The organism is Arthrobacter sp. 9AX, from assembly GCF_902506095.1.
In the GTDB taxonomy this organism is placed as follows: Bacteria; Actinomycetota; Actinomycetes; order Actinomycetales; family Micrococcaceae; genus Arthrobacter.
Genome location: NZ_LR733293.1, coordinates 3,656,264 through 3,675,986, shown reverse-complemented (window position 1 = coordinate 3,675,986; position 19,723 = coordinate 3,656,264). Strand labels below are relative to the sequence as shown.

At 66.8% G+C, this 19,723-nt stretch carries 19 protein-coding genes; 15 read left to right on the top strand and 4 right to left on the bottom strand.

Features of this window, described 5'->3' with window-relative positions; translation table 11 throughout:
* Positions 1-3 precede the first annotated feature (3 nt).
* The 7 genes from BACI348_RS17050 (at position 4) to BACI348_RS17020 (ending at position 8,153) form a co-directional block, all read left to right on the top strand.
* Positions 4-2,040: a bifunctional aldolase/short-chain dehydrogenase gene (locus BACI348_RS17050; RefSeq protein ID WP_159828195.1), complete on the top strand. Its 2,037-nt coding sequence runs from the start codon at positions 4-6 to the stop codon at positions 2,038-2,040.
* Positions 2,037-3,605, top strand: a complete 1,569-nt coding sequence (locus tag BACI348_RS17045; protein ID WP_159828193.1) for a rhamnulokinase — start codon at positions 2,037-2,039, stop codon at positions 3,603-3,605. The genes BACI348_RS17050 and BACI348_RS17045 overlap by 4 nt, the downstream gene beginning before the upstream one ends.
* A gap of 135 nt (positions 3,606-3,740) precedes the next feature.
* Positions 3,741-4,760, top strand: a complete 1,020-nt coding sequence (locus tag BACI348_RS17040; RefSeq protein ID WP_159828191.1) for an acetylxylan esterase — start codon at positions 3,741-3,743, stop codon at positions 4,758-4,760.
* A 54-nt stretch (positions 4,761-4,814) separates the two neighbouring features.
* On the top strand, positions 4,815-6,143 hold the full coding sequence (locus tag BACI348_RS17035) for a glycoside-pentoside-hexuronide (GPH):cation symporter (protein ID WP_159828189.1): 1,329 nt from the start codon (positions 4,815-4,817) through the stop codon (positions 6,141-6,143).
* Between the two features lie 214 nt (positions 6,144-6,357).
* The gene (locus tag BACI348_RS17030; RefSeq protein ID WP_159828187.1) at positions 6,358-7,491 is read left to right on the top strand and encodes a 3-deoxy-7-phosphoheptulonate synthase; all 1,134 of its coding nucleotides are present in this window, start codon (positions 6,358-6,360) and stop codon (positions 7,489-7,491) included.
* A 159-nt stretch (positions 7,492-7,650) separates the two neighbouring features.
* Positions 7,651-7,863 (top strand): helix-turn-helix domain-containing protein, encoded by a 213-nt coding sequence (locus BACI348_RS17025; RefSeq protein ID WP_159828184.1) that lies wholly within the window; start codon positions 7,651-7,653, stop codon positions 7,861-7,863.
* A 191-nt stretch (positions 7,864-8,054) separates the two neighbouring features.
* Positions 8,055-8,153 (top strand): 30S ribosomal protein bS22, encoded by a 99-nt coding sequence (locus BACI348_RS17020; protein WP_003792170.1) that lies wholly within the window; start codon positions 8,055-8,057, stop codon positions 8,151-8,153.
* A 122-nt stretch (positions 8,154-8,275) separates the two neighbouring features.
* On the opposite strand, the gene BACI348_RS17015 is transcribed toward BACI348_RS17020, so the two are convergent.
* Complete coding sequence (locus BACI348_RS17015; protein WP_159828182.1) at positions 8,276-9,094, bottom strand: HAD family hydrolase; 819 nt, start codon at positions 9,092-9,094, stop codon at positions 8,276-8,278.
* 77 nt (positions 9,095-9,171) lie between these two features.
* Here BACI348_RS17015 and BACI348_RS17010 point away from each other — a divergent pair, with 77 nt between their 5' ends.
* A complete protein-coding gene (locus tag BACI348_RS17010; protein ID WP_159828180.1) occupies positions 9,172-9,426 on the top strand; it encodes a glutaredoxin family protein in 255 nt (84 codons plus the stop codon).
* Positions 9,427-9,531: 105 nt separating this feature from the next.
* Positions 9,532-10,236, top strand: a complete 705-nt coding sequence (locus BACI348_RS17005; protein ID WP_159828177.1) for a redox-sensing transcriptional repressor Rex — start codon at positions 9,532-9,534, stop codon at positions 10,234-10,236.
* Between the two features lie 50 nt (positions 10,237-10,286).
* Here BACI348_RS17005 and BACI348_RS17000 read toward each other — a convergent pair whose 3' ends face one another.
* From BACI348_RS17000 to BACI348_RS16990, 3 genes are all read right to left on the bottom strand, one after another.
* Entirely contained in the window at positions 10,287-11,060 is a 774-nt protein-coding gene (locus BACI348_RS17000) for a heme-copper oxidase family protein (protein ID WP_159828174.1), read from the bottom strand.
* A gap of 184 nt (positions 11,061-11,244) precedes the next feature.
* The gene (locus BACI348_RS16995) at positions 11,245-11,730 is read right to left on the bottom strand and encodes a hypothetical protein (RefSeq protein WP_159828171.1); all 486 of its coding nucleotides are present in this window, start codon (positions 11,728-11,730) and stop codon (positions 11,245-11,247) included.
* A gap of 203 nt (positions 11,731-11,933) precedes the next feature.
* Positions 11,934-12,482, bottom strand: coding sequence for a YceI family protein (locus BACI348_RS16990; RefSeq protein WP_159828168.1), 549 nt, complete (start codon positions 12,480-12,482; stop codon positions 11,934-11,936).
* A 198-nt stretch (positions 12,483-12,680) separates the two neighbouring features.
* Between BACI348_RS16990 and BACI348_RS16985 the strand changes: the two genes are divergently transcribed.
* The 6 genes from BACI348_RS16985 to BACI348_RS16960 all read left to right on the top strand — a co-directional run.
* A complete protein-coding gene (locus BACI348_RS16985; protein WP_159828165.1) occupies positions 12,681-13,361 on the top strand; it encodes a histidine phosphatase family protein in 681 nt (226 codons plus the stop codon).
* Positions 13,362-13,363: 2 nt separating this feature from the next.
* A complete protein-coding gene (locus BACI348_RS16980) occupies positions 13,364-13,990 on the top strand; it encodes a TlpA family protein disulfide reductase (RefSeq protein ID WP_159828162.1) in 627 nt (208 codons plus the stop codon).
* A 2-nt stretch (positions 13,991-13,992) separates the two neighbouring features.
* Positions 13,993-14,748 (top strand): cytochrome c biogenesis CcdA family protein, encoded by a 756-nt coding sequence (locus tag BACI348_RS16975; protein ID WP_159828159.1) that lies wholly within the window; start codon positions 13,993-13,995, stop codon positions 14,746-14,748.
* Entirely contained in the window at positions 14,748-16,532 is a 1,785-nt protein-coding gene (gene resB / locus BACI348_RS16970; protein WP_159828156.1) for a cytochrome c biogenesis protein ResB, read from the top strand. Before BACI348_RS16975 ends, resB begins: the two co-directional genes overlap by 1 nt.
* Positions 16,532-17,617, top strand: coding sequence for a c-type cytochrome biogenesis protein CcsB (ccsB, locus tag BACI348_RS16965; protein ID WP_159828153.1), 1,086 nt, complete (start codon positions 16,532-16,534; stop codon positions 17,615-17,617). Before resB ends, ccsB begins: the two co-directional genes overlap by 1 nt.
* A 156-nt stretch (positions 17,618-17,773) precedes the next feature.
* The coding region (locus BACI348_RS16960) for an Hsp70 family protein (protein ID WP_236557612.1) at positions 17,774-19,723 on the top strand (1,950 nt) is incomplete at its 3' end.

The window sequence follows — 19,723 nt, the reverse complement described above, 5'->3', positions numbered from 1 at the left end:
ACCATGAGTAACACGACTGTTGAAGAACTGATTTCGCGTTCCAACCGCCTCGGCGCGGACAAGCGGAACACCAACTTCGCCGGCGGCAACACCTCGGCCAAGGGCACCGCGAAGGACCCCGTCACGGGCGAGGACGTCCAGTTGCTCTGGGTCAAGGGCTCCGGCGGAGACCTCGGGACCCTGAAAGCGGAAAACCTCGCGGTCCTGCGCCTGGACCGTTTGAACGCGCTGAAGAACGTCTACCCCGGTGTTGAGCGCGAGGACGAGATGGTGGCTGCGTTCGATTACTGCCTGCACGGCAAGGGTGGCGCCGCCCCCTCGATCGACACCGCCATGCACGGGCTGGTGGACGCAGCGCACGTGGACCACCTGCACCCGGACTCCGGCATCGCGATCGCCACCGCCGTGGACGGCGAAGCCCTGACCACCAAGATCTTCGGCAACAAGGTCCTCTGGGTTCCCTGGCGCCGTCCCGGGTTCCAGCTGGGCCTGGACATCGCCGCGATCAAGGAAGCGAACCCGCAGGCCATCGGCACCATCCTGGGCGGCCACGGCATCACCGCCTGGGGCGCCACAAGCGAAGAAGCGGAAGCCAACTCGCTGTGGATCATCGAACAGGCCGGGAAATACATCGAGGACAACGGCAAGGCCGAACCCTTCGGACCCAAGCTCCCCGGCTACGGTGCCCTGCCCGAAGCTGAGCGACGCGCCAAGGCCGCAGCCCTGGCACCCGTGATCCGCGGCCTGGCCTCCACGGACAAGCCGCAGCTGGGGCACTTCAGCGATGACGCCGTCGTCCTGGACTTCCTCGAAGCCGCTGAGCACCCGCGCCTGGGCGCGCTGGGCACTTCCTGCCCGGACCACTTCCTGCGCACCAAGGTCAAGCCGCTGATCCTGGACCTGCCCGCCGACGCCTCCATCGAGGACTCGATCTCGCGGCTCACAGAACTCCACACTGCCTACCGCGAGGACTATCAGGCCTACTACGACCGCCATGCCGACGCCGGGTCTCCTGCGCTGCGCGGCGCGGACCCGGCCATCGTCCTGGTCCCCGGCGTGGGCATGTTCTCGTATGGTGCGAACAAGCAGACCGCCCGGGTGGCCGGTGAGTTCTACATCAACGCCATCAACGTGATGCGCGGCGCCGAGGCGATCTCCACCTATGCCCCGATCGAGGAATCCGAGAAGTTCCGGATCGAATACTGGGCGCTGGAGGAAGCCAAGCTGGCCCGGCTGCCCAAGCCCAAGTCCCACGCCACCCGCATCGCCCTGGTGACCGGCGCCGCGTCGGGCATCGGCAAGGCCATCGCCACCCGCCTCGCCGCGGAAGGCGCCTGCGTGGTCATCGCCGACCTGAACCTCGAGAACGCCGAAAAGGTCGCCGAGGAGCTCGGCGGACCGGATGTTGCCATCGGCGTCCAGGCGGACGTCACGGACGAAGCGCAGGTTGCTGCCGCGATCGACGCCGCTGTTCTGGCGTTCGGCGGGGTGGACCTGGTGGTCAACAACGCCGGCCTGTCCATCTCCAAGCCGCTGCTGGAAACCACCGAAAAGGACTGGGACCTGCAACACAACGTGATGGCCAAGGGCTCCTTCCTGGTGGCCAAGGCAGCCGCGAGGGTGATGATCGCGCAGGGCCTGGGCGGGGACATCATCTACATCTCGTCCAAGAACTCCGTGTTCGCCGGCCCGAACAACATCGCGTATTCCGCCACCAAGGCAGACCAGGCCCACCAGGTGCGACTGCTCGCCGCCGAGCTGGGCGAGCACGGCATCCGCGTCAACGGCATCAACCCCGACGGCGTGGTCCGCGGCTCGGGCATCTTCGCCGGCGGCTGGGGCGCCAAGCGCGCCGCGGTATATGGCGTGGACGAGGAAAAACTGGGCGAGTACTACGCCCAGCGCACCCTGCTCAAGCGTGAAGTCCTGCCCGAACACGTGGCCAACGCCGCCGCCGTCCTCACCAGCAACGAACTGTCCCACACCACCGGCCTGCACATCCCCGTGGACGCCGGAGTGGCCGCAGCCTTCCTGCGATGAGCAAGGCACTCCACAGCGAATCCGCTCCGGCTGCGGCCGGGGCGGATTCCGCCGCCATAACCCCCGGCGTTCCTGCCGGCACTGCCTTCGCCGCCGTCGACATCGGCGCCTCCTCTGGCCGTGTCATCCTCGGCAGGGTCCGTCCCGCCGCAACCGCCGCCGGTGCCGGCACTGCCGGGGAGCCCGGCGTGGAGCTCGAAGTGGTCCACCGCTTCCCTAATGGTGTGGTGGAGATCGATGGCGGCCTCCGCTGGGACTTCGACGCACTCTTCGCCGAGGTGCTCAAGGGACTCGCTGCGGCGGCCACCGTTGCCGCGGTGCAGGGCGAACGGGTCGCCAGCATCGGCATCGACACCTGGGCCGTGGACTACGGCCTGGTCAACGCCGCCGGCGAGCTGACCGCCCAGCCGTTCAGTTACCGTGATGACCGCAGCCGGGCCGCCGTCGAACCCGTCCACCGGAAACTGGACGCCGCGCGCCTTTACGGGACCACCGGGCTGCAGTTCCTGCAGTTCAACACCATCTACCAGCTGGAGACCGAGCCGGACCTGGACGGCCTGCAGGCGCTGCTGATCCCGGACCTGATCGCGTTCCTGTTGACCGGGCAGCGCCGCACCGAGGCGACCAACGCCTCCACCACCGGCCTGTTCGATGCTGTGGCGGGGAAGTGGGCCACGGAGTTCTTCACCGCCCTGGGCCTGCGCAAGGACCTGTTCCCGCCGCTGGTCCAGCCGGGGGAAACCGTCGGCACCCTGCTGCCGGAGATCGCCGCGCAGGTGGGGCTGCCGCAGGACACGAAGGTGGTGGCCGTCGGCTCGCACGACACAGCGTCCGCCGTCGCCGCCGTTCCCGCTCAGGAACAGGACTTCGCCTACATTTCGTCCGGCACCTGGTCCCTGGTGGGCCTGGAACTGAAGCACCCCGTCCTCACCGAAGCCAGCCGTGAGGCAAACTTCACCAACGAACGCGGCGTGGACGGTACCATCCGCTACCTCCGGAACATGGGCGGGCTTTGGCTCCTCAGCGAGTGCCAGCGGACCTGGGCGCAGGAAGGATACCGGCCCGAGCTGACGGCCTTGCTGGACGCCGCCGCCGCGCTGCCACCGGGCGGCCCGGAGATCAACGCGGACGACCCCTACTTCATCGCCCCGGACAACATGCCCGACCGCGTCCGGGCCGCCGTCCGCCGCACCGGAGAAATGCTGCCCAACGATCCCGCGGTCATCACCCGCTGCATCATGGACAGCCTCGCGGCCGGCTACGCCCGGACCATCCGCGATGCGGAGCGGCTCGCGGACCACTCTGTCGATGTGGTGCACGTGGTGGGCGGCGGCTCCCAGAACGCACTGCTCTGCCAGCTCACGGCTGATGCCACCCGGCGGCCGGTGATCGCCGGGCCGGTCGAAGCAACGGCGCTGGGCAACGTCCTTATCCAGGCACGCGCAGCCGGTGCCCTGGCCGGCGGTTTGCCGGAGCTCCGCCGGATCATCGGAGCCGGGGCGAGCCTGCGCCGGTTCGAGCCCCTGGACCAGGCAGCCAACACCGTTCACGCCGTCAGAAACTGAATCAGTGAGAATCGCACTTTTTGCCGGCAGATGCAGGTCAGCAGCGGCTACTTCAAGGAGGCGGTCCCCGTGGTGACCGGCGCGCCACCACAAACTACTATCTACTGAAACCTGCAACCGACCGGACGGACAACGATGCCCCTCTTCGACCTCCCGCTTCACCAGCTCCGCGGCTACACCTCCGACGTGACGCAGCCGGCGGACTTCCGGGAATTCTGGGACGCCACCATCGACGAAGCGCAGGGTTATCTGCTGGCTGCCTCCTTCGAGCCGGTGGAGAACTACCTCTCGGTGATCGATACCTTCGATGTCACGTTCGCCGGATTTGGCGGCGCACCCATCAAGGGCTGGCTGCACCTTCCGGCCAACCGCGAGGCCGGTACCCCACTGCCCGTGGTGGTCCAGTACGTGGGGTATTCCGGCGGCCGGGGACTGGTCAACCAGGAGACCCGGTGGGCGCAGGCAGGTTACGCGCACTTTATTATGGACACACGCGGCCAGGGCTATGGCGGCACCCTGGGCGAGACGCCTGATCCCCATCCCTCCGCCGGGGACGTGGCGCATGCAGGCCTGATGACCAGGGGAGCAAGCAGCCGCGAGGACTACTACTACCGCCGCGTTTACGTGGATGCGTTCCGTGCTGTGGAAGCCGCGCAGTCCCACCCGGACGTGGATGCCTCGCGGGTGGTGCTGGCGGGCGTCAGTCAGGGCGGCGGCATCGCGGTGGCTGTGGCCGGGCTGGCGGCCCGCCGGCTCGACGGCGTCATCGCGGCGCTTCCGGACGTCCCCTTCCTGCAGGACTTCCCGCGCGCCATCGACATCACCCCGCGCGGCCCGTACCCGGAAATCGCGGCCTTCCTGGCCCGGCACCGGGACCGGTACGAGCCCATCCTTGAGGTCCTGCGCTATTTCGACGGCGTCAACCTGGCCCGCTGGGCATCCGCGCCTGCGCTGTACTCGGCGGCGCAGGCGGACGACATCTGCCCGGCCTCCACCGTGTTCGCCAGCTTCAACGCTTACGGCTCCGGCAGTGATGATGCATCGGGAACCGGCGCGGCCAAGGAGATCGAGGTCTACCGGTTCAACAACCACGAAGGCGGCCAGGAGCACCACTGGATCAGGCAGCTGCTGTTTCTCCGCAAGATTTTAGGGTAAGTTCCTTTCGGCGGAGTGAGAAAACGGTTTCTCATTCCGCTCGACAAGGAAGCAATGAAGAAACTCAGCAAGCTCAGCGTTTTCGGCTACGGCGCCGGCGACGCCGCCAACAGCATGATCATCAGTACGGGGAACATGTTCCTGCTCGTCTACTACACCGACGTTGCGGGGATCGGTGCAGCAGCGGCAGGAACCCTGCTGCTGGTGGCGCGGGTATTTAATGCCTTCACCGACATAGCCGCCGGCCGGATCGTGGACCGCGTGCACAGCAGGCGCTGGGGAAAGTTCCGGCCGTTCCTGATGTTCGGCTTCGTTCCGTTGTTGTTGAGTGTGGCGGTGTTCCATGTTCCGGAGGTGGACCCGGCACTCAAGCTGCTTTATGCCTACTGCACGTACGGCCTGGTCTGCGTCGCGTACAGCATGGTCAACGTGCCCTACGGCTGCCTCGTGGGAGCGATGACCCAGGATGCCAGGGACCGCGCCCGGCTTGGCGGGGCAAGGACCATCGGCGGGCTGTCGGTAGGCGCGACGCTGGGTTTCTTCATCGCACCGCTCCTCGCAGGCGGCCAGGACATGCAGCAGATTTTCACCTGGCTCACCCTGGTATTCGCCGTTCTTGGCTCCGGGCTGTATGCCCTGACCGGCACCGTCTGCATTGAAGAGGTCGCCGGCAGCGTCCCCAAGGTCACCTTCAGCCAAAGCATCGCAGCCTTGAAGGCCAATTCGCCGCTGGTGGTCCTGTGCCTCAGCTCAATATTTTTTGTTACGGGCACGTCCGCGACGGGTGCCGCCCAGTTCTACTACCTCCGTGACGTGCTGTCCCGGGTGGACCTGTTCCCGGTGATGGCCGGCGCCCAAGTGCTCATCACCCTTGCCCTGGCCGTGCTGCTGCCTCGGCCAGTGACGCGCTGGGGCAAGCGTGCCGTCTACAGCGTCGGCGGGTGCCTAGGGGTATTGGGTGGCGTGCTGGTCTTCGTGGCGCCTGCGGACGCGCCATTGCTCGGCCTTGCCGGCCTCGTGCTGGGGCTCCTGGCATCGGCCTCGGTCAGCATCCTCACCTGGGCGCTGATTGCGGACACCGTGGAATACGGCGAGTGGAAAACCGGCGTGCGGATCCAGGGCATCAACTACGCGCTCCTGGCCGCCACACGGAAGCTGGGCATGGGGTTCGGCGGCGGCCTGGTGGCGTTCTCGCTGGCCTGGGGCGGCTACGTTTCGGGCACAGCGGAGCAGTCCGATGCAGCCACCCTCGCCATCCGGGCCGCGGCCGGACTGCTGCCCGGGGCCTTGGTGCTGGCCGCCGTCGGAATCATGTACTGGTATCGCCTCACGGACCAGAAGCACGCGGAACTGGTGGCCAGCCTCTCCCGCGACGCGACGTAACACTTTTGCGGTGCGGCCGGTTGGCGGCTATGGTTCATGGCATGACAAACCGTTGGTATGCGTATTTTTCGTTGGCTCTGGAGGGGCCCGCGTCTAACTGACACGCATCCAACTTTCCTTCAGAGCCAACAGGGCAGAGATGATTCTCTGCCCTTCGCCGTTTCTCCGGCGGGTTCTGAACTGGGCCCGCTTCCCATCTGGAACAGGACCCATAATGAGCACCACAACAGCCCATCCACACACCGGCACTCCCCGCAGTGAAGCTGCGGCCAAGTCCACGTCCAACCTGCGCGTCAGCGAATTCACGGCGCTGCCCACCCCCCAGGACCTGATCGCGGAGCTGCCGCTGGCACCCGAGGCGGCAGACGTCGTCGAACGCGGACGCGACGAAGTCCGGGCCATCATGGACGGCGTGGACGACCGCCTGCTGGTGATTGTGGGGCCCTGCTCCATCCACGATCCCAAGGCCGGGCTCGAATACGCCCGCCGGCTGGTCAGCCAGGCCGAGAAGCACAAGGAAGACCTGCTGATCGTGATGCGGACCTACTTCGAAAAGCCCCGCACCACGGTGGGCTGGAAGGGCCTGATCAACGATCCCAGGCTGGACGGCAGCCACGACATGGTCACCGGCCTCCGCACGGCACGGCACTTCCTGCAGCAGGTCACCGCGCTGGGGCTGCCCACCGCCACCGAATTCCTCGAACCCATCAGCCCGCAGTACATGGCGGACCTGATCTCCTGGGGCGCCATCGGGGCCCGGACCACCGAGAGCCAGATCCACCGCCAGCTGGCCTCCGGCCTGTCCATGCCCATCGGCTTCAAGAACGGGACCGACGGCGACCTGCAGGTGGCGATCGATGCCTGCGGTGCCGCGGCGGCCGCCCAGGCGTTCCTTGGCATCGACGGCGACGGCCGGGCTGCCCTGGTGGCCACGGCCGGGAACCCGGACACCCATGTCATCCTCCGAGGCGGCCGCAAGGGGCCCAACTACTCTGCAGCCGACGTCGAAGCTGCCTCCGCCAAGCTCGCCGGCAAGCAGCTGAACCCGCGCCTCATTGTGGACGCCAGCCACGCCAACAGCGGCAAGAGCCACCACCGCCAGGCCGAAGTGGCGCTGGAAATCGGCGCCCAGCTCGAGGACGGCGGCGCGTCGGCACAGGCCATCGCCGGCGTGATGCTCGAAAGCTTCCTGGTGGGCGGCGCCCAGAACCTCGATGTTGCCGAGCACGCGGCCGGCCGGTCGGAGCTGGTGTACGGGCAGAGTGTGACCGACGCCTGCATGGAATGGGACGTCTCCGTGTCTGTGCTGGACCAGCTTGCGGCCTCCGCGCGCAAGCGCAGGAGGTAAATTCCCGGGGTGAAATGATCCCCCGGACACTTTCACATTGGCCACACGAACATCTAGAGTATCTAGAAGGTGGTTGGTGGATGGCTCAGCATCGGAACACCGCTTTGGCACGTACCTGGGGTGACTGTTGTCCATCCGTCAGCAAAGGAAAATAGGGAAATGTCGGCAGAACAGAACTTCTCCAACGCGAAGTTCCTTACCGTGGCTGAAGTAGCCCAGGTCATGCGCGTCTCCAAAATGACCGTTTACCGCCTTGTCCACGCGGGGGAGATGCCTGCGGTGCGGTTCGGCCGCTCCTACCGGGTTCCCGAAAACGCCGTGGACCAGTACCTCAAGGGTGCCGTGGTGGACGGACATACCGAAACCGCCTGACGCCCGGTACGTCGCAAACCCGTATTTCCGCCGGTCGGAGCCAATCCGGTCAGAAGCCGCCCCCGATAGGCGGTACCCTGTTAAGGAACGTTTTACGTCATTGTAAGAATCTGTCAGTTGTTCAGTTCGTAGCTCTGTCCACGAACCTTCTCCATCAGACAGGTACTGCATCTAGTTTGTAAGGAACTTTCGTGGGTTCAGTTATTAAGAAGCGTCGCAAGCGTATGGCCAAGAAGAAGCACCGCAAGCTGCTTCGCAAGACCCGTCACCAGCGCCGTAACAAGAAGTAGAGATACTTCGAACTGCGTGGAAATGCCCGCCGCCTTCCAAGGTTGCGGGCATTTCTGTTCCCTGGCCCAACCAGATCGCGCTATGTGTCGTTGTGGAGACTCACAACGACACTTGGCGCTACCTAGACGCGCGGGCCGCGGATTCGGGCGAAGCCCTTCCAGAGTCCGTAGACGGCGCCGCCGGCCGTTGCTGCCTTGAGGCCGAGGGTGGCTGCGCGGCGGCCGGCGCGGAAGTCGTAGACGGGCCAGTTGTGGTCGCGGGCGTGGCGGCGGAGGCGGGCATCCGGGTTGATGGCCACCGGATGGCCCACCAGGGTGAGCAAGGGAATGTCGTTGTAGGAATCGCTGTAGGCCCAGCAGCGTTTGAGGTCCAGGTCCTCGGCGTCGGCGATTTCCTGGACGGCCACGGCCTTGGCCGAGCCATGCAGGATGTCTCCCACGAGCCGCCCGGTGTACATGCCGTCGGACACTTCCCCCACCGTGCCCAGCGCCCCGGTGAGTCCCAGCCGGGTCGCGATCACAGTGGCCACCTCAATGGGGGTTGCGGTCACCAGCCACACACGCCGGCCCACGCGCAGGTGCTGCTGGGCCAGGGCCTTGGCGCCGGGCCAGATCCGCGAGGCGATCATCTCGTCGTAAACTTCTTCGCCCAGGGCCTTGACGTCCTCAACGGTGATCCCTGCCGCCAGCGTGAGCGCGGAGTCGCGGACGGCATGGACATCGTCCATGTTTTCGCCGCGGGCCACAAACTTGAATTGCTTCCAGGCGAAGCCTGCCGCCTGGGCGAGGGTGAAGGCGCCGCGCTGGTGCATCTTCCGGGCCACGTGGAAGAGGCTGGCACCGCGCATGAGGGTGTTGTCCACGTCGAAGAACGCCGCCTCGCCGGGCTGCGGCGCAGCAACCGGCTTGGTGACTACGGCGACGTACTTCTCCTCGGGCATGGACTCGAGTCTAGTCAATCCACTGGCTGGACGGCGTCGGCGTCGCCGGGCACAGTGAACGGGACTACGGTTAAGCCATGGCCACACCCCGCGTCGTCCTGATCACCAAAGCTGACTGCCACCTCTGTGAGGAAGCGCGCGACGCCGTAGGCCGGGTAACTGCCGCATTGGGCCTTGAGTGGACCGAAGAGTTGGTGGACAACCAGCCCGAACTGCGGGAGCGCTACGCGGAGGAGATCCCGGTGGTGCTGGTGGACGGTGTGCAGCGCGACTTCTGGAAGATCGACGAGACCCGGCTGGAACGCGTGCTTCAGCGGGCCATGGCCCAGTAGGGGGAGCGGTACCGGTGATGGCGCGTCCATTGTTGCTCCCTGCTTTGTTGGCTTCGGCTGGAGGGCTCTAGAGTGGAGTCACAACGCGATGCGAGGGAGGGGCTGGTGGCTTCGCTGGATTCAACCCCCCAGGCTGTCCCGGATCTTCCGGACGGTACGGGCACGCCGGCCAAACAGATTCCGCCCGCTGCGGTGGCCCGGTTGACGCTCTACCTGCGCGCCCTGAACACTCTGCTCGCCGAAGGCGTGGAGCGCGTCTCCTCCGAGTCCCTGGCCGAAGCCTCCGGCGTCAGCTCCGCCACGCTGCGCAAGGACCTGTCCCATGTGGGCTCCTACGGTACCCGCGGTGTGGGCTACGAAGTTCAGTACCTGAGCCGGCACATCGCCGCGGCACTGGGCCTCACGCATGACTGGAAAGTGGCCATCGTTGGCGCCGGTAACCTGGGCAAGGCCCTGGCACGGTACGGCGGCTTCGAATCCCGGGGCTTCGACGTCGTGGCCATTTTCGACGCCGACCAGATGGTGGTGGGCAACGAAGTGGGCTGGCTGCGGGTCAGCGACGTGGCGGACATGGAAGCCGTGCTGCGCCGGACCGGGGCAAACATGGTGGTGCTGGCGCTGCCGGCCACCGTGGCGCAGGACATCTGCGACCGTGTGGTGGCCGCCGGAGTGCACAGCATCCTGAGCTTCGCCCCCGTGATGCTCCAAGTGCCGGAGGGCGTCAACCTTCGCAAGGTGGACATGGCCACGGAACTGCAGATCCTGGCCTACCACGCACAACGGGCGCAGGCCCCGGGTCAGACTGCCTGATTGCTCCGGCAGTTCCGGGACCCACGCCCGCAGGTGTGGGAAGCCCTGGTTTACCGGCCGTAGGGGTTGCCCAGGCCGCCGCCATACGGGTTGGCGAACGGCTGCGGCTTGCGGAAGTACGGAGCGGCCGCCGGCAGGTACAGCAGGACGATGGCGGCAATCCCCAGGAGGGTGCCCACCGTTCCAAGGTTCGGGATGCCGAACAGGCTGAAGACGGACAGGGCGGCGAACACGGTGCCCAGGATGCGGGCCCAGTTCTTGCCCTTCCGGACGAAGAAGGCCACCAGCAGGTAAAGCCCTGCACCGATGATGGCGAACACCACCAGGGTGCCGGCGATGACACCCTTAATGTCCTCGTACGTGACACCGGCTCCGGTGCCCTCCACCTGCTGCTCAAAGGTCTGGCGGAACAGGGGGTCGTCCAGCTGGGTGAGGCCGGTGAGCATCGAGATCACAAAAATCGCAGCGGAGGCGATCAGCAGCCAGAACGAGATGTTGACCAGCTGCGGCACGCCGTTGCTGCCCGCGGCCTGCGGCTGCTCGGACGGGTACTGGGAGTAGGGGGACTGGCCGTAAGGCTGCTGCCCGAACTGCTGCTGTCCATAGGCCGGCGCCTGCGGCGGGTTCTGCCCATATTGGGGAGCGTTCTGGCCGTACTGCGGCGCACCGGACTGCCCGTACTGGGGAGCGTTCTGGCCGTACTGCGGCGCGCCGGACTGGCCGGACTGCTGGCCGTATTGCGGGGCGTTCTCACCGTAGCGCGGCTGCTGGCTGCCCTGCTCGGGGTCGTTGGGCACGGGAGGCGGGACTGGAGGATTACTCATGAGCTGTCCTTCTGCATGTCGGGATCCGGGTGGGCTGCCGGGCGTCGGTCCTGCGCCCTACCCCAGCATGGCTTAAGTCCACCGTACCCCCGGACCGGCAGCTTCGGGATCATTCGAAGGAGGTATTCCTGCCGCCGTTCCGCGGGGAGTTCCTGCCGGACCGGACTCTTGCGTGGGCGCCTGCTCAGCTGTTGCCCTCCGCGGTGCGGGGCCTGTTCCCCTTCCCGGTGCCGGCAGCCGCGAACCACGCCTGTGGCCGGGGCAGCCACAACAGGACTGTTGCCGCGAGGCTGATGAGGAAGGCAACCCAGTTACCGCCCTGGCCCACGCGCATGGCCAGGTTGGCCAGAGCCAGGAGCAGCGTGACGGCCGTCAGTAGAGTCAGGGCAAGCCGCGCCCACTGCCTTCCGTCCTTCATCCTCAGCGCAAAGACAATCTGGGCGGTGCCCACAGCGGCGGCCAGCAGCATGAGCAGCAGGACCCCCAGGGCCGGGCCGGGCGCGGCGGCGAAGAGGGTCAGCGAGGCGAGCATTCCCAGCAGCCCACCGAGCAGGCCGAGGATGCCGCCGAGGAACCAGATCCAGAAGGAGACCTTGATTTCAGCGGGCCGGCCGGTCAGCGAGAACAGAGAGGCCAGGCCGCCGGGCTGCGCGCTGGAGGAGTTGCTCATGGCGTTCACTGTAGTCCCGCCCCGGGTTTCCGCACCCCTGCCGCAGGTCCTTCGTGCGCAGTGAGGCCCTGGCCCGGCGCGCAGGGACTGCCCCGGCGCAGCGAACCCCGGGTTCCGTGCGCAGCGCGGGACAAGGAACGACTTAAAGACAGCACCCCGGCACTGGCCGAAGCCGGTGCCGGGGTGCGTCTGGAACTGACGAACTACGCTGCGGGGGCGATGAAGGCCAGTTCGAGGTTGATGGCAACCTTGTCGCTGACCAGGACGCCGCCGGTCTCGAGGACAGCGTTCCAGGTGAGGCCGAAGTCCTTGCGGCTGATGGTGGTCTCGGCGGTCACGCCGGCACGGGTGTTGCCGAACGGGTCAACGGCCACGCCGTTGAACTCGGTCTCAAGGGTAACCGGGCGGGTAACACCCTTGATGGTGAGGTCGCCGGTGAGTTCGTAGCTGTTGCCCTTGGCCACGAGGCCGTTGGAAACGAAGGAGATCTCGGGGAACTTCTCCACGTCAAAGAAGTCCTCGCCCTTGACGTGGCCGTCGCGGTTGGCATCGCCGGAATCGAAGCTGGCGGTGTTGATGGTGGCGGTGATCTTGGAATCGGCAACGTCCTCGCTGAGTTCCAGGGTTGCTTCGGCTTCCTTGAACTGGCCGCGGACCTTGCTGATGCCTGCGTGGCGGACGGTGAAGCCGATCTCGCTGTGCGAGTTGTCCAGGGTCCAGGTGCCGGTGGTGACGTCTGCGGGAAGTGCCATGATGTTCTCCTTGAAGGGTGGTGTCGTCTGCTGAGGTGTTGAAGCTTCATCTATTGAAGCATCAACTAACTGCTGCATCCAGTATAAACATGCATTTGCATCTTTTGTTCCCGCCTGCGGAACATTTCTTCAAAAACTTCAGTTCTACTGAATGTAGAAGATTTCGGATCGCACGCCATCTTTGAGAAACTGGTAAACATGCCCCAAGCCACTGTCCATCTGCTCCGCCACGGCGAGGTCCACAACCCTGACGGCGTTTTGTACGGAAGGCTGCCCGGATTCCACCTCTCGGGGCTGGGGCAGGAGATGGCGGCCGTGCTCGCCGAGCACTTCCGGCAGCGCGCCGAAAGCGGCGCCCGCATCACCTACCTGGCCGCCTCCCCACTGGACCGTGCGCAGGAAACTGCCCGTCCGACGTCGGACGCCCTGCACCTGCCAATCCACACGGACGGGCGGATCATCGAAGCGGAGAACTACTTCGAGGGCATGAAGGTGACCAAGGCCGAACTCCGCCGGCCCAAGCACTGGCCCAGGCTGGTTAATCCCCTGCGTCCCTCATGGGGCGAGCCGTACAAACAACAGGCGGCGCGGGTCATGGCTGCCGTGCAGGAGGCGCGCCTGCGCGCCATCGAGCTGGCCAACGGCGACTTCGGCACCGACGGGCCAGAAGCGATCATGGTGAGCCACCAGCTCCCCATCTGGGCCACCCGGCTCAGCGCCGAAGGCAGGCCCCTGTGGCACGATCCGCGCAAGCGCGAGTGCACCCTGACCTCCATCACGTCCCTGAGGTTCGACGACGACGGCACCCTGCTGCGCGTCACGTACAGCGAACCCGCGGCGTCCCTTCTTCCCGGTGCCGCCAGCACCCCTGGAGCCTAGTAGTGACACACCGTAAAGATCAGGCCGCCCCCACGGCCTCCCGCCGGAGCGTCCTCGCTGCCGGCGGCCTCGCCCTGACCGCCCTCACCCTCGGCCTTTCGGCCTGCGCCCAGCAGGATGCCCTCGCCGAGCAGGCAAGGGCGGGGGATAACAAGAACTATGTTGCCGGCGACGGCTCGGTCACCGAGTTCGCCGCGGCGGACCGCAAGTCGGCAGTCCAGGTCAACGGGACTCTGTTCAACGGCACCACCGTGACGCCGGCGGACCTGCAGGGCAAGGTGACGGTGCTGAACTTCTGGTTCGCCGCCTGTGCCCCGTGCCGGGTGGAAGCACCCATCCTCGAAGAGCTCCACCAGGAGTTCAAGCCCCAGGGCGTACAGTTCCTCGGTGTCAACCTGCGGGACGAGAAAGCCACCGCCGAAGCTTTCGACAAGTCCTTCAACCTGACCTACCCGAGCTTCGATGACAAGGATGGCGCCGTCCTCCTGGCGGTCTCCGGCCTGGTTCCCCCGGGAGCGGTCCCCACCACACTGGTGCTGGACAAGCAGGGACGCGTGGCCTCACGTGTGCTGGGCGAAATCCAAAAGGGCACCCTGAAGACCCTCATCGCTGCCGCCGTGGCCGAGTAACCGTGAACAGCCCCTTCGCCGAAGCCATCCTCAACGGCTCGCTCCTCCTTGCCATTCCGGTGGCGCTGCTGGCCGGACTGGTGTCCTTCCTTTCCCCGTGCGTGCTGCCGCTGGTGCCTGGCTACCTGGGCTACGTCACCGGGCTCAGCGGCGTGGACCTCGAAAAGCAGAAGCGCGGCCGGATGCTGGCCGGCATCGGCCTGTTCGTCCTGGGATTCTCCGTGATCTTCGTCCTCCTGGGCGGGGCGTTCGGCCAGCTGGGCAGCCTCATTACCGGTTCGCAGAACGCCTGGATCACACAGCTCCTGGGCATCCTGGTGATCATCATGGGCATCGTGTTTATGGGCGGCTTCGGCTGGCTGCAACGGGACGCCAAGATCCACGCCAAGCCCCCGGCCGGGCTCTGGGGCGCACCGCTGCTGGGCCTGACGTTCGGACTGGGCTGGGCGCCATGCATCGGCCCCACCTACTCGGCCGTGCAGCTCCTGAGCCTCTCCGGCGGCTCGTCCGCGGCGAAGGGCGCCTTCCTGGCCTTCGTCTACAGCCTGGGGCTGGGGATCCCGTTCCTGCTGATCGCCCTGGCGCTGCGCCGGGGGATGGGCGTGATGGCCTTCTTCCGCAGGCACCGCCTGGCCATCCAGCGCACCGGCGGCGGCATCCTGGTGCTCCTGGGCCTGCTGATGGCCAGCGGCGTCTGGGGCACCTGGGTCACCGGGTTGCAGTACTGGTTCCAAACCGATGTGAAGTTGCCGATCTGATGAGCGAGCGCGTGAACGTAAAGAAGAAATCTTCCGACCCTGCGGGCGGCGCCAAGGTGGCAGAGGCCAAAGCCGATACGGCGCTGCCGGCGCTGGGGCCCGTGGGTATGCTCCGCTGGGCCTGGACCCAGCTGACCAGCATGCGCACCGCGCTGTTCCTGCTGCTGCTCCTTGCCGTCGCGGCAGTTCCCGGCTCGCTGTTCCCGCAGCGCCCGGCCAACCCGTCTGTGGTAACCCAGTACATCAAGGACAACCCGGATTACGGCAAGCTGCTGGACACCCTCCAGCTGTACGACGTCTACTCCTCGGCCTGGTTCTCGGCCATCTACCTGCTGCTGTTCATCTCGCTGATCGGCTGTGTGGTGCCCCGCGCCATCGCCCACTACAAGGCCATGCGCTCCCAGCCGCCGCGCACCCCCAAGCGCCTGTCCCGCCTCCCCGAGTACGGCACCCTGATGATTCCGGCCGACGGCGGGCTCCCGGCATCGGTGGCCATCACCAGTGCCGCCGGGGTTCTCAGGAAGCGCGGCTACCGCGTGGAGGTCCGCGAGGCCGGCGGCGAACGTCCCTCCCTGGGTGCCGAGCGCGGTTTCATGAAGGAGGTGGGGAACCTGGTGTTCCACACCTCGCTGATCGGGGTGCTGGTGTCCGTGGCCATCGGCGGCCTGTTCGGGTACAGCGGCCAGCGCATCCTGGTGGAGGGCGATACGTTCGTGAACACCCTGGTGGGCTACGACCAGTTCACGCCCGGCACCAACTTCCAGTCCGGCCAGCTCCAGCCCTACTCCCTGCAGCTGGACAAGTTCGACATCACCTTCGACCGCGAATCCCAGGGCAAGTTCGGCCAGCCCATCGACTTCTCCGCAGCGGTGACCACCAAGGAAAACCCGGACGCCCCGGCCAAGAAGGAAATCCTGAAGGTCAACGATCCCGTCACCCTGGGCGGCACCAGCATCTACCTCACCGGCAACGGCTACGCACCCGTGGTGACCATCCGCGACGGCGAGGGCAACGTGGCCATGCAGGGCCCGGTGGTGGCCAAGCTGCAAGGGGACAACTACTACTCCTCTGTGGTCATCAAGGTCCCCGACGCCAAGCCGGACCAGCTGGGATTCCAGGGCTTCTTCCTGCCCACCGCTTTCGTCACCAACGAAGGGGTTTCCTTCAGCGGCGACCCCGAACTGTTCAATCCGCAGCTGTCACTGAACTCCTATTACGGCGACCTGGGCCTGGACGACGGCGCCCCGCAGAACGTCTTCGAAATCGACGTCAGGAACCTCACCCCGCTGAACGCCCGGAACCTCGACGCCGGCGGCATCACCCTGGCACCGGGAACCAGCTACACGCTCCCGGACGGCAAGGGCACCATCAGCTTTGACGGCGTGAAGCGCTACATCGGCGTGGACATCCACCACAATCCCGGCCAGCTCTACGCCCTGATCTTTGCGCTCCTGGCGGTGGCGGGCCTGATCCTGTCCCTGTACGTCAACCGGCGCCGCGTCTGGGTCCGCACCGGAACGCACGAGGACGGCCGGACCATGGTGGAATATGGGCTCCTGGCCCGCGGCGAGGACCACCGGCTCGCCGCAGAAGCCGCAGCCGTCCGGAAGCTGCTCTCGGAGGAATGGCAGCTCGCGGCAGATACAGGGGAAGGCCAGCATGGGTCCGGCCCCGGCGGATCACAGCAAACTCCCAGCAGCAGCCCCGATAATGGCACAGGCGCTGCCGTATCCTCAGCCCCACGCACCACTGCCGGCCCCTCCGGGCCCGAAAAGGACCAGTAATGCCGTTCGGAATCAACGAAACCATGGGCCAGTACAGCGAGCTCTTTATGCTCCTGGCGGCCGGCACGTACACGGTGGCCTTCATCGCCTTCGCGTGGGACCTGGCCAAGAGCAGCAAGGCCCTGCGCGCCATCGACCTCAAAGCGGCGCAGGCCGAAGAAGCCGCGCTGGTGCCGGTCGCCGCAGGTGCCGGTTCCCGCAGCGAGTCGCACCTTGCCGGGCCCGCGGGCCGGGCTGAACGGCCGTCGTCGTCCACTGCCCGGCCAGCCGGCGCAGGAGCCGGCGGAATCATCACTGCCGACGGCGACATGCGCTACGCAGCCGAACGCCGCGCTCCCGCCCGGGTAGCTGTGGCCCTGACCGTCCTGGGTGCCGTGATCCACGGCGCCGGCGTGCTGACGCGCGCCCTGGGTGCCGGACGCGTGCCGTGGGGCAACATGTACGAATTCCTCACCACCGGCGCCTTCGTGGCCATCGCCGTGTTCCTGCTGGTACTGATCCGGCGCGACCTGCGGTTCCTCGGAACGTTTGTGGTGGGCCTGGGCATCATCATGCTGGTGGCGGCCTCCGTAGCGTACTGGACCCCTGTGGGCCACCTGGTCCCCGCGCTGCAGAGCTACTGGCTGATCATCCACGTCTCCATCGCCGTGCTGTCCTCCGCGCTGTTCACCCTGACCTTCGCCATGTCCGCACTGCAGCTGGTCCAGTCCCACCGGCAGAAGACCGTGGCGGCCGGCGGCGCGGACAAACTGGGCTTCATGCGCCTGGTCCCTTCCGCGCTGAGCCTGGAAAACCTCTCCTACCGGATCAACGCGATCGCCTTCATCGGCTGGACCTTCACCCTGATGTTCGGTGCCATCTGGGCCGAAAAGGCGTGGGGCCGGTTCTGGGGCTGGGACACCAAGGAAGTCTGGACCTTTGTGATCTGGGTGGTTTACGCCGGCTACCTCCACGCCCGCGCAACCCGCGGCTGGACCGGAACACGGGCCGCCTGGCTTTCAATCGTCGGCTACCTGTGCGTGGTCTTCAACTTCACCATCGTGAACCAGTTCTTCAACGGACTCCACTCGTACTCAGGGCTCTGAACAGGGCTTCTTTCCAAACCCTGCGGGAACTGCGGGAAAATAACCAATCGGTGTAGCAATGGGGGTGTTCGCCGTGCGGCCGTGATGCTACCTTGGTGACGTTCGCCAGTGATGAAGCTTGCAGGCGAAATGCGAGTTTTCCCTGAGGGTTTCCCCATGAGCTACGTCCTCGCCATCGATGTCGGGACCAGTTTCACTGCTGCCGCCGTTGCCCGACTCAGCCAGGGAGCAACCACCACCCCCGAGTGCCTGCCGCTGGGACTCCGCGGCACCGCCGTGCCCTCTGTCCTGTACTACCCGGAAGAAGGACCCATCCTGGTGGGGGAGGCGGCGGAACGCCGCGGCCTCGATTTCCCCGGCCGGGTAGTGCGGGAATTTAAACGCCGCGTGGGTGACGCTGTTCCACTTTCCGTGGGGACGCTGTCCCTGCCGCCCGAGGACGTTTTTGCCACAATGGCCCGCTGGGTGGCAGACCGGGCCACGGAACGCGAGGGGGCACCGCCGTCGGAAGTCATCCTCACCCACCCGGCAGCGTGGGGCACCCACCGGACCTCCGTGATCCTTTCTGCGATGGCCGCCAAGGGCCTCGACAACGTGACGCTCGTGCCCGAGCCGGAAGCGGCGGCGCTGTACTACGCCTCCCAGGTTCGTGTGGAGGTGGGCAGCACCATCGCCGTGTATGACCTCGGCGGCGGGACCTTTGACACCGCTGTCCTGCGGAAAACAGGGAGCAACCGGTTCGAGCTTGTGGGGCGGCCCGAGGGCATCGAGAACCTCGGCGGGGCCGACTTCGATGCGGAGGTGTTCCGGTACGTCGCCGCGCACACCGGCGACGTCCTGTCCACGCTTGACCCCGCCGATGCCGGGGTCCGGAGCGCCCTGGGCAGGCTGCGCCGCGAATGCGTGGAAGCCAAGGAAGCGCTTTCCGCGGACAGCGAGGCAAACATTTCCGTGCTCCTTCCCGGCTTCCAGCAGCAGATCCGCCTGGTGCGTGCGGAGTTTGAGGCGCTGATCGAGGACTCCGTCCGGGATACCGTCGAGGCGCTGGAACAGTCGCTGGCCCAACTGGAGCTGGAACCGAAAGACCTTTCCGCGGTGCTGCTGATCGGCGGATCATCGCGCATCCCGCTCGTGGCACAGCTGATCTCGGAACAGCTCGACCGGCCCATCGCCGTGGACGCCGACCCCAAGTCGTCCATCTGCCTGGGCGCCGCCGTGTCGGCAATCCTGGCAAGCGCCGAGGCTGAGTCCCCGGCACCGGCTGCGGACGCGGCCTCGGAAGCCGCGGGCACCGCCGTCGTGCTGGCTTCAGGGGCCGGGCCGGCCCCCACGGGCGGGGGCCATGTTGCCGTCCGTCTTGCCAGCTGGTCACGAAAGAGTACGACGGCGGGCAGCGAGCTTGCGAGAGCGGCCGCCGCTGCCCATGGCCACGGCGCCCACGGACACGGCGGCGCCCATGCTCCAAAGCCGACGGTGCGTCTGACGGCCATTGCGGCCGCGGCAGCTCTGGTCACCGTCCTCACCGCCACGGCCGCCGAGGGCCCTGGCCTCGGTAACCTCACGTCCATCTTTGTTCCGCAGGCGGGCGCTGCCCCGGAAGCGGCTCCGGCTCCGGGCGGTGCGGGCGGAAACGGTCCCGGCGGTGCCGCAGCGGGCGCACCGGTTGCCGAAGCCGCGATGGCCGGCATCGAAGCCGGCGTCAATAAACCTGCCGCAGCTGCGGGCGGGCCGGGCCTGGACGTCGCCGCCTCACCCACCAGCCGCCCGTCATCGAGCGCGGCACCCGAGGCTGCCGGCGGTGCCGCTGCAGGCCCAGCCGCCGGTCCTGCAGCTGGTCCTGCCGCCGGCTCCGGGACCACGAATCCCGCCGGCCCACCGGCCGGCGCCGTTGATCCGGCGCCGGGCCAGCCAGTTCCTGTGGATCCGGCCACCGGCCAGCCGCTGCCGACCACGGATCCCACCACCCCGCTTCCAGATCCCGGCACGCCAGCACCTGTTCCCACGACGCCGGCCCCTGACCCCACCACACCCGCCCCGGCACCAACGACGGATTCCGCACCGGCGCCCACAACGGACGTGCCTCCGCCCCCCACAACGGACGTGCCT